This window comes from Mesorhizobium sp. B2-7-1 (genome assembly GCF_006440735.1).
In the GTDB taxonomy this organism is placed as follows: Bacteria; Pseudomonadota; Alphaproteobacteria; order Rhizobiales; family Rhizobiaceae; genus Mesorhizobium.
This window is the reverse complement of record NZ_VFUA01000064.1, coordinates 26,239-36,265: the sequence shown is the minus strand read 5'-3', so window position 1 is coordinate 36,265 and position 10,027 is coordinate 26,239. Positions and strand designations below refer to the sequence as shown.

General features: G+C 63.9%; 11 protein-coding genes. 6 read left to right on the top strand and 5 right to left on the bottom strand.

The window, feature by feature from the left end:
- The 4 genes from FJ471_RS22035 to FJ471_RS22015 all read left to right on the top strand — a co-directional run.
- A partial coding sequence (locus FJ471_RS22035) for a penicillin-binding transpeptidase domain-containing protein (protein WP_281408543.1) occupies positions 1–1,371 on the top strand: 1,371 nt, incomplete at its 5' end.
- Between the two features lie 180 nt (positions 1,372–1,551).
- Complete coding sequence (locus FJ471_RS22030) at positions 1,552–2,136, top strand: DUF1214 domain-containing protein (RefSeq protein WP_140806852.1); 585 nt, start codon at positions 1,552–1,554, stop codon at positions 2,134–2,136.
- Positions 2,129–2,677 (top strand): DUF1254 domain-containing protein, encoded by a 549-nt coding sequence (locus FJ471_RS22025; protein ID WP_140806851.1) that lies wholly within the window; start codon positions 2,129–2,131, stop codon positions 2,675–2,677. The genes FJ471_RS22030 and FJ471_RS22025 overlap by 8 nt, the downstream gene beginning before the upstream one ends.
- 399 nt (positions 2,678–3,076) lie before the next feature.
- Entirely contained in the window at positions 3,077–4,084 is a 1,008-nt protein-coding gene (locus FJ471_RS22015) for a DUF2336 domain-containing protein (RefSeq protein WP_140806849.1), read from the top strand.
- A 5-nt stretch (positions 4,085–4,089) separates the two neighbouring features.
- Here the strand turns inward: FJ471_RS22015 and FJ471_RS22010 are convergent, their stop codons facing one another.
- From FJ471_RS22010 to FJ471_RS22000, 3 genes are all read right to left on the bottom strand, one after another.
- Positions 4,090–4,437: a DUF1491 family protein gene (locus FJ471_RS22010; protein ID WP_140806848.1), complete on the bottom strand. Its 348-nt coding sequence runs from the start codon at positions 4,435–4,437 to the stop codon at positions 4,090–4,092.
- A gap of 73 nt (positions 4,438–4,510) precedes the next feature.
- Complete coding sequence (locus FJ471_RS22005) at positions 4,511–5,302, bottom strand: peptidoglycan-binding domain-containing protein (RefSeq protein WP_140806847.1); 792 nt, start codon at positions 5,300–5,302, stop codon at positions 4,511–4,513.
- Positions 5,277–7,013 carry a PAS domain-containing sensor histidine kinase gene (locus FJ471_RS22000; RefSeq protein ID WP_140806853.1) on the bottom strand — a complete coding sequence of 579 codons (1,737 nt, stop codon included), beginning with the start codon at positions 7,011–7,013 and terminating at the stop codon, positions 5,277–5,279. Before FJ471_RS22000 ends, FJ471_RS22005 begins: the two co-directional genes overlap by 26 nt.
- A gap of 556 nt (positions 7,014–7,569) precedes the next feature.
- Here FJ471_RS22000 and FJ471_RS21995 point away from each other — a divergent pair.
- Together FJ471_RS21995 and FJ471_RS21990 are read left to right on the top strand one after the other, a co-directional pair.
- The gene (locus FJ471_RS21995; RefSeq protein WP_140806846.1) at positions 7,570–7,962 is read left to right on the top strand and encodes a DUF5330 domain-containing protein; all 393 of its coding nucleotides are present in this window, start codon (positions 7,570–7,572) and stop codon (positions 7,960–7,962) included.
- Positions 7,963–8,195: 233 nt separating this feature from the next.
- Positions 8,196–8,624 carry a SufE family protein gene (locus FJ471_RS21990; protein WP_140806845.1) on the top strand — a complete coding sequence of 143 codons (429 nt, stop codon included), beginning with the start codon at positions 8,196–8,198 and terminating at the stop codon, positions 8,622–8,624.
- A 79-nt stretch (positions 8,625–8,703) separates the two neighbouring features.
- Here the strand turns inward: FJ471_RS21990 and FJ471_RS21985 are convergent, their stop codons facing one another.
- Together FJ471_RS21985 and FJ471_RS21980 are read right to left on the bottom strand one after the other, a co-directional pair.
- A complete protein-coding gene (locus FJ471_RS21985) occupies positions 8,704–9,129 on the bottom strand; it encodes a MucR family transcriptional regulator (RefSeq protein ID WP_027164827.1) in 426 nt (141 codons plus the stop codon).
- Between the two features lie 524 nt (positions 9,130–9,653).
- Positions 9,654–10,019, bottom strand: a complete 366-nt coding sequence (locus FJ471_RS21980; RefSeq protein ID WP_140806844.1) for an SH3 domain-containing protein — start codon at positions 10,017–10,019, stop codon at positions 9,654–9,656.
- Positions 10,020–10,027 lie beyond the last annotated feature (8 nt).

Sequence of the window (10,027 nt, the reverse complement as noted above, 5' to 3'; positions counted from 1 at the left end):
AGATTGGACAGCACGACATTGGCGCGCGCGCGCGCCAATGTCGTGCTGTCCAATCTGGTCGACGCCGGTTTCATGACCGAGGGCCAGGTGCTGCAGGCGCGGCTGCATCCGGCCGACGTCGTCGACCGCGGCGAGCAGAAGAGCCCGGATTACTTCCTCGACTGGGCCTTCGACGAGGTGAAGAAGATCGCCAAGCCCGGCCAGCACTCGCTGGTCGCCCACACCACGTTCGACGCGAATATCCAGAAGGCCGCGGAAGAGTCGGTCGAGTTCCATCTGCGGCAATTCGGCAAGGAATACAACGTCACCGAAGGCGCGGTGGTGGTGATCGAGACCAACGGCGCGGTGCGCGCCATCGTCGGCGGCCGCGATTATGGCACCAGCCAGTTCAACCGCGCCACCAAGGCGCTGCGCCAGACCGGCTCCTCCTTCAAGCCCTATGTCTATGCCACCGCGATGGAGCATGGCTTCACGCCGGATTCGGTCGTTTCGGGCGGCGCGATCACCTGGGGCGGCTGGTCGCCGCATAATTACAATGGCGGCTCGGCCGGCAATGTCACGCTGCTCACGGCGATCGCCAAGTCGATCAACACCGTGCCGGTGCGGCTCGCCAAGGATTACCTGGGCATCCCCCCGATCAAGGCGATGGCGGAATCGATGGGCGTCGAATCGCCGCTGGAATCGCACAAGACCATGGTGCTCGGCACATCGGGCATGACGGTGATGGACCAGGCGACCGGCTACAGCGTCTTTGCCCAGAACGGTTTCGTCGGCTCCCGCCACGGCATCACCCAACTCGTCACCCGCACCGGTGAGGTGGTCTATGACTGGGCCAAGGACGCGCCGCCGCCGCATCGCGTGCTGTCGGAAAAGGCGCTGAAATACATGAACACGATGCTGGCGGCGGTGCCGGCGATCGGCACGGCGCGGCGCGCGCAATTGCCCAACATCGTCGTGGCCGGCAAGACAGGCACGACGCAATCCTATCGCGACGCCTGGTTCGTCGGTTTCACCGGCAATTACACGGCCGCCGTCTGGCTCGGCAATGACGACTTCACAGCGACCAACAAGATGACGGGCGGCACGCTGCCGGCGATGGTCTGGCAGCGGCTGATGGTCTACGCGCACCAGAATATCGACCTGAAGCCGATCCCCGGTCTCGATCATCCATGGGTCGATCCGGAGGTCGCGGCCAAGGCAGAGGAAGCGGCGAAGAAGGAAGCCGACGCGGCGGCGGCCCAAGCCGAGGCCGAACGCCCGCCGGTGCTTTCCAGCCGCACCAGCCAGACGCTGCGGGACATGACCAAGGCTTTCCAGGCCGCGCCAGTGCTCGATGCGCCCACTTTGCCGGAGACGCTTTCGGCGCTTTAGAGCATAATCCCGAAAAGTGGGAACCGGTTTTCGGATAAGATTATGCTCCAACAAAAAATTGGATCAGGACGACGTATCAGCGAAACGTCGTCCTGATCCAGCCATCCCTCGCGTGAAGCCGGCTTGCCACGGCACCCCGCGCCGCGATATCCCGGGCAACCTCCTCTGTTTGCGGCTCTCATGCTCAAGAACGCCATCCTGACGCTGCTTTCGCTTGCCATAGCCATCGGGCTTGGCGGCTACAGCGTCTGGTATGCGCTCAATGCGCAGGACGGCGTCGGCGCGATCCGCATCGGCCAGTGGACCGCTTTTCCCGAAGTCGGGACTTTGGCAGCCGACCCCTACTCTAAGGCGCGCGTGGCGCGCGAGGGCGTGCTGGCGCTCGGCCAGGCCGAGGGGCTTGCCTTCGTCGCCGAGCGCGACGACGCGGGCGAGCCGCTGAAACGCGAATGCGCCTATACGATCGAAGGCGGTTATCCCACCGCTCGCTTCTGGACGCTCTATGCCGCCGACCAGTCGCTTGGCGTGATCGACACCGGCAAGCCGAGGCAATCGGCGCTGCAATCCTACGAAGTGCTGCGCCGGCCCGACAATTCCGTCGTCATTTCCGTCGGCAGCCGCCCGGCTCCCGGCAACTGGCTGCTGACCGGCGGCTCCGGCAAGATGTATTTCGTGCTGACCTTCTATGACACGCCGATCGCCTCGAGCACCGGCCTCTCGGACGTCACGCTGCCGCGCATCCTGAAGGCTGGCTGCAATGCGTAGCCTGCTGCACGCCCTGATCCTCGGCCTGCTCGGCGCCGGCATCGTGCACATCGCGGTGCTGTTCCTGGTGCCGGAATTTTCCGAACGCGATGCCTGGTCGCGGCTGGCGATGGCTTCGGACCTCTACAAGATGACGCGGCTCGACGCCGAGGCTGGCGGCGCGCCGGTGGTGAAATCGGTCGATCCGCTGTTTTATGCCGCCGCGTGCCGCTTCGACCTCGCCGACGGGCTGGTCAGGATCAGGGCGCCGGGCGACGTGCCGTTCTGGTCGGCTTCGGTCTACGACCGCAACGGCCACAACATCTATTCCTTCAACGATCACAACGCCAATGGCGAGAAGCTCGATGCCGTGGTGCTGACACCGGCGCAGATGATCGATGTGCGGCGCGACCTTCCGGAGGATCTGCAGGGCGCGATCTTCGTCGAGGCGCCGATCGAGGAAGGCATCTTCGTCGTCCGTGCCTTCGTGCCGGACGAGAGCTGGAAGCCGATCGTGTCACGCTTCCTCGAGCAGAGCGCCTGCGAATTGCAGGACTACTGAGAAAGGCGAGCCGATCAGTGATGCGGCCTGGCAGGTGGCGGAGAGCCTGGCCTGTCGGAGCCGCTGTCGCGCGGCCGGGCCTCATCGGCCTGCGGACGCAACTCATAGCGCACGCCGGGGAAAATGATGACCGCCGCCGCCGTAGTGGTGTCGTGACTTGCTCGATTTACAGATGCCGCTCGCGGCACAAAAGACAGGACCATGCCCATGGTTCGCGCATTCCCTCTCGGTTTCCCCGGAGCACAACGCAACGCCTCCAAAGTTGATTAAGGGGCGTAGAGGGTTAACGGAGCGCTAACGGATCGCGGCTAATTTGATGTTTGTTTTCCTGAAGATGCGAAACCGGCCCGGCCGGATTGCGTGGGTTCAGGGTTGTGTCGAGTATCGGGCGTATCCTCCGTGTCATCTTCGGATTTTAGGCAAATCGCTATCCGGACCGAAGCGGGAAAGGCCGAAAGGCTGTTCCGCGCCGCCGTGTCGGCCTTCTGCTCGCTGACGCGCCCCTCGCGTCGCGAGATCGCCCAGCTCGAAGACCTGACGCTGCCGCTGTTCGACGAGGTCTCGGTCGAGTCGCGCCGCTATGTCGCCGCCGCCCTTTCCGAATGCGAATATGCGCCGACAGCCTTGGTGCGGCGGCTGGCCGAAGAGCCGGTCGAGATCGCAGCACCCCTGCTCACCCGCTCCAACGCGCTCAGTGATATCGACCTCATCGCGCTGATCGGCCGGCACGGGCTGCCGCACGCGCGCGCCATTGCGCGCCGCAAGGAGCTCAACCCGACGATCGCCGATCTGATACGCGCGCTGGAAAGGCCGACGCTGGTCAAGACGCGGCCGCCCGAGACGGTAACGAAGCTCACGCCGAAACCGGAGCCTGTGGCCGAGGCGGATGCCGACAGCCCCGCGCCTGGCCAGGCAACGGAGAACGCGCGGCGCCGCCTGCGGTCGATGATGCGCCCGACCGGTGACACGTCCGACGTCAACACCTTCCTCGGCCAGCCGGCCTATGTGAAGTTGCGCGAGACGGCGCTGACCGGCAACGCGGTTTTCTTCCAGACCGCGCTTGCCGATGCGTTGGAGATCGACTTCGCAACGGCCCGCTCGGTGACCGGACAGTCAGGTTATGCCGCCCTGCTTGCGGCGCTGCGCGCCCTCGACCTCAGCGAAGACAGGGCCTTCCTGATCGCGGTCGCGGTCTATCCCGGCGAGTTCCCGCATCCGCAGGCGATCCGCCTGTTCCTCGACCGCTACCGGCTGCTGCACCGCGAGGCGGCGCTGGACAAGGTACGCGCCTGGAAGGCCGAGACCCTTTCACGAGCGATCCGCGGCAATGCTCCCGATGCGGTGGACATCGAGAGCCGCGAAGCCTCGAACAACGACGCGGCGAGCGCCGGCCTCAAGGCCTCCTGACGCGATTATTCCGCCTTCACGGAAAGAAGTTCTTCGACGGGAACCGTCCCGCCCTCGATCTCGACCACCCAGATGTCGGGATCGAATTTCTTCTCCCGCTCCAGCCGCGCATCGAAGGACGAGCCATCGTCGCTCGTACCAAGCACGCCGAAGAAGCGCTCATCGGGCTTGGCCGAATCGTAGCTCGTCTGCGGCGCCGGCCCGTAGAGGACCACCTCTCCCATCCGTCCGCGCGAGAGCACGAAGACCGCGCCCGCCTCGGTCGCGCCCCGCTTGACGACAGCGGCAAAGCCGCCGGCGCCGAACACACGGCGGACAAGGGCCGAAACCCAGAGATCGGTGGTTACGCGCATTGGATGTTTCCGGATGGCATGCGCGGTTCCTTACAGCAAGGATGAAGGAACCGAAACGATCGGACGCCGCCGCTCAGTTGGTCAGGCCGATCTCGCGCATCTTGACATAGACGGCTTCGTCCGGCTCGCCGGTTTCGGGCAGACCGAAGAGAGCCTGGAATTCCTTGATCGCGGATTTGGTGCGGGCGCCGACCTTGCCGTCGAGCTGCATGTCGTTGTTGCCGAAGGCCTTGAGGCCGGCCTGGATCCTGACGATGCGGGCGTCGGGAGACAATGTGGGGTCATCGGCAGGCGCCGAGACCGGAATGACCGATGGCTTGGCGAACGGCGCGGCGGCTGCCGCGTCGGTCGGGCGCGGCGCCGGATGCGGGATCGCCGCAGTCGTCTGGCGGGCGCCGAGCTGGTCGAGCAGCGCCGTGTCGATCTCGCCCGAGCCCGGCAGCCCGACTTTCAGCTGATAGGCCTGGATGGCCTTGCGGGTGGCCGGTCCGGTGAGACCATCGACCGTGCCGTCGTAGAAGCTGAGGTCCTTCAGGATGCCCTGCACCTGCTGGATGACCGGATCCGGCTTGGGCGCGGGCTGCGCCGGCGCCTGGCGCACGATGTTGATGGTGGTTTCCGGTTCGTCGGAGACGGTGTGCGGGAAATTCACGATGCTTCGGGTGGCGAAGAAGGCGCTGGTATGCGGAAAAGGCTGATACCAGAGCGCGTTGGCCGAGACATAGAACAGCGTCACCAGGAAGGCAGTCGAACCGCCGACCAGAACCGGATTGCTCGCGATCAGCTGACCGACGGCCACCGCGCCCTCGGCAAGGACCCCACGCTCGGGTTCGACGACCTTAGGCCGTTTTGCGGAGCGAGCCATTGCTGTCCCCATCTGCATCCCCCTTCGGCTTGGCCGCCGGCATGGCCAGCACGCCGGAAGGCGCACCGGAACGCCGCTTCGGCCCGTTCACCGGCAGGCCGATCGTCACCGTGGTGCCCTCACCCGGCGCGCTCTCGATCGACATCGTGCCTTCGTGCAGCGCCACGAGGCCCTTGACCAGCGACAGGCCGAGCCCGGTCCCCTCGAAACGGCGCGTGTAGTCGTTCTGTATCTGCATGAACGGCTTGCCGAGATTGGCCATGTCCTCCTCGGCGATGCCGATGCCGGTGTCGCTCACCCAGAAATGCAGGCGCGAGCCGACGCGCTTGGCGCCGATCACCACCGAGCCGCCATCGGGCGTGAATTTCACCGCGTTCGAGGCAAGATTGATCAGGATCTGCTGAATGGCACGGCGGTCGGCATTGATCTCGCCCGCATCCGGGGCGATCTGCGTGGCAAGAATTATGCTCTTGGCGTCGGCCAGCGGCCGCATCATCGAGCGGCACATGTCGACGGCCTCGACAAAGCGGAACGGCTCCAGCTCGGTCGCATAGGCGCCGGCCTCGATGCGCGAGACGTCGAGGATCGAGGTGACGACGGACAGGAGATGCTGACCGGACTCCCTGACCAGGCCGACATATTCCTTCTGGCGCGGATCCCTGAAAGCACCGAACATCTCATGCAGCAGCATGTCGGAAAAGCCGATGATGGCGTTGAGCGGCGTGCGCAGCTCGTGGCTGACCACCGCCAGGAAACGCCCCTTGGCCACTTCGGCTGCCGCGGCGGCTTCCTTCGCTTCCGCAAGCTCCTCGCGCAGCGCCGCGACATCGTCGTTTTCGCGCAGGACCAGGGTGAAGACGTCGCGGTCGACCTCGCCGCGCAGCAGCTCGAGGCTGAACGGGCGGAAATTGTCGGCCGCGCTCGAACCCTCGCGCGGCAAGCGGATGCGCAGATCGAGCCGGCGCTTCGGCGCCCCCTCGCGCATGTCGGCCAAAGCGGTGAGATAGGCGACGCGGTCGGAAAGATGGACGCGGTCGAAAAGGCCGTTGCCGAGCAGGAGCTCCGGCGCCAATTTGAGGGTCGAACGCGCCCTGGCGGAGGCGTCGAGTACTTCGCCCTGGCGGCCGGCGCGCAGCACGACAGCGTCGATGACGTCTTCGAGGCGATCGCCGCCAGGCTCCGCCAACCGCAAGCCGGCCGGGTTGGCGAAGGCGGCGGCTCGCGGCAACAGCGTCAGCGCCCAGGCCAACGGCAGCAGCCAATGCCAGGTGGCGATCTCGCCGGGCGGCAGGAACTGCCCGGCAAAGGGCTGCAGCACGATAGCGGCAAGCGCCGAAAGCGCGCCTGACAGCGCGGCGCGCCGCGACCCTGAGACCCACCAGGTTTCGACAGGCAATGCGACGGCAAGAAGTGCGACCGGCGAGGCCACCCCCCCCGCCGCGGCAATAGCGCAGGCAAGTGCGAGGCCGCCCAGTGCGACCGCCATGCGGCCGGCGAGCGCCATGCGGCCGGTGGCAGCCACCAGAAGCGCCGCGAACCAGCACAGGCCGAAAGCGGCAAAGATTGCGGCTACCGTGACGGCCGCGCCGAGGCTTGCGGTGACGAGCGTGACCGCGGCGCCCGCGGCAAGGAAGGGCGCGGCGAGCATGACGCCGATGAAGCGACGCTGGCGCACGCGTTCGGCCTCACCCGTGACGGTCGGGTGGACCATGCGCTCGCAGCCGGCGGCAACCGCGCCAGGCAATTGAACGTATCTGGCTGAAATCGAACTCAACGCACGCGTACCCGGTGGTAAAAAACGCCCTGCCTGGCAGGTGACTCATCAATCGACTTGAAACTCGCATTCAGCGTTTAAGGAATGGATAAGGCTGGCCGAGCCGGCGACCCGCCCAAGGCAAATATTGTGATGCCGGCCCTGCAAAGCACCGCGAGTTGGCGCCATGGTAAACGGCGGGTTAGCCGAAGGGCCTGTGCCAAAACGGACCGAAACTTGACCCGGCTAACGTGCTGTGGTGAGAAAACCTTTTAATATCAAAATGATATATGGTTATTGTAAAGTTAATGCAGCCAGTGAGATTCGAGACAAGTCCGTTTCAAAACCAATTCCTTTCGAATTTGTCTAAAATTTGAGGAAAATTCGCGGCTTCGATGCAAGCCGTCCTTTGCGTGAGCGTGCCATTATCGTGCCCATAAAAGAGGTCATGCCGATGGATGCATGATCCGTCACGGATGGATGCATCATCCATCCCGGATGAGAGGCAAGTAAGATGGGCTTTCTGATCAGGATGGCTTTCTGGTTTTCGCTGGTGCTGCTGGCGCTGCCGCTCGGCGTCGGCCCGGGCGAGGACGGCCAGCAGAGCGTCGGGCCGATCCAGGCGCTGTTTGCGGCGCGCGAGGCGGTCGGCGACATTGCCGGGCTGTGCGAGCGCAAGCCCGATGTCTGCGAAACCGGCAAATCGGCCATGTACACCATCACCGTTCGCGCCAAGGAAACGGCCAAGATCGCCGCGGCCATGATCGACGACCAGCAATCCGGGCAGACAGACGCGCCCGAGACGAAAGTCGCGGATGGCGCCGCCACGACCACCGGCAGCGTCGCCGAGGACATTGTGCTGCCCGCCAAGGTCAACATCCCGGTGATGCTGACCGCCAAGAACTGAATTCTTCCAGCCGTTCGCTCGGCTATTTGGTTTCGGCGCAATTCCGGACGGAAAAACCGCTACGCACTTTTCCTGGAATTGCTCTCTCTTTGGTTCGGCGCAATTCCGGACGGAAAACCGCTACGCACTTTTCCTGGAATTGCTCTAACGCCGCGGGCCCGTCCGACCTCTCGACGCCCGCGGCGTCTTTCTTTTTCCGTGACGCGGTCGTGCCGGGCCACTATATGCGGGCAATGACCACCCCGATCCAAACGATCCGCGACGACTTCTCCCTGCTCGACGAGTGGGAGGACCGTTATCGCTATGTGATCGAGCTCGGCGAGGGTCTGCCGCCATTCCCCGAAGAGGAGCGCACGGCCGCGAACAAGGTGCCTGGCTGCGTGAGCCAGGTGTGGCTCACCACCGAGCAAGGCGCCGGCGCCGATCCGATGATCAGCTTCCAGGGCGATTCGGACGCCCATATCGTGCGCGGCCTCGTCGCCATCATGCTGGCGCTGTTTTCAGGCAGGCATGCAAGCGAAATCCAGAGCACCGACGCCGAAGCGACGCTGAAGGAGCTCGGCCTCGACGAGCATCTGTCGCCGCAGCGCGCCAACGGCCTGCGCTCGATGGTCAAGCGCATCAAGCGCGACGCCGAGGCAGCGTTGAAGCAGACGGCCTGATCCGGTCGATATCGGTCCCGCCAAAAAGCAAAACGGCGCCGCAAGGGCGCCGTCGAACTGCTTGAGGAACCGAGACCTGTCAGCGGCCCTTGCGCTTGCGGCCCAGGCCCATCTTCTTGGCGAGCTGCGAGCGGGCAGCCGCATAATTGGGGGCGACCATCGGGTAGTTGGCGTCCAGACCCCACTTCTCACGGTATTCTTCCGGCGTGAGATTGTAGTGGGTCATCAAGTGCCGCTTCAGCGACTTGAACTTCTTACCGTCCTCGAGACAGACGATGTAGTCATCATGGACGGAGCGCTTCGGGTTGACGGCCGGCTTCTGCTTCTCGGCCGACGGCTGCTCCGGCGAGCCGCCGACGCGACCCAACGCGGCATGGACGTCGGCGATAAGGTTCGGCAGTTCCCCAACGGGCACCGGGTTGTTGCTGACATAGGCGGCGACGACATCGGCGGTCAGCTCGATCAGCGCATCACCGTTTTTCGAAGGTGTTTCGACGATTTCCATAGTGCTAAAGCCCCAACGAGAGTTGTTTCTAAAATTGCGCCCTTTTTTCTGGGATCGGGCATCGCGCGAATTTCATTCAGGAAAGGCCTACGATTCGCGTCGAGTTATCTTAATGACGCCGCATTGCAAGTAAGTCAATTCGCCTATTGACTTATATTCGCCGATATTCATCAAATATTGCTGATTCAGCTTCAAAAATTCGTGCATCGTGTAACTTCACGAGATTTTTCTGGCCAGACCAGCGCGCCGTGACGTTACGTCATCCCTATGTTAGACATCCGATCGCCGCTCGACACGGCGTTCAATGCTTGGCCAATGCTTGGACGCCCGTTGCGCCGGCACGACGAATCCTGCGCTGCAACGAAGCGCAAGAACATCGCCTTTCCCGCCGCGCCCGACAAGGCGGCGCGACGGGATCGCTTAGAGCAGTTCAGCGTTTGATAGAATCGCTGAACTGCTCTAACTCATTGTTTTTACGCAATTCTGGACGGAAAACGCGGCGCGCTTTTCCTGGAATTGCTTTACTAAGGCGCGATGTATTTGCCGTAGACCCAGCCGGTGGCGAAATGACCGTTCTGCGCCGGGTCATGCCAGATCTCGCACCAGCGATAGCGGATCGCCTGGCGCTGCTTCCACTGCGGCTGGCGAGCGATATCGAGCAGGTTTACGCCGCCGGTGCAGCGGCCGGTCATCTGCAACACGGTGCCGTTCGGGTACGCGGCCTGTTTTTGCGATGCGTTGGACGGATACTTTCGCGCATTGAGCGTATCGCCGAACGGCACGCCCGCCACTTGCCAGGCGGCAAAGACGGTTGCATGAGACTGACTGGAAAAAGCCAGACCGGCCGCGAGCGCGGCGACGGACATTGCGATAGAAACACAGGATTTCATCTTTCCCC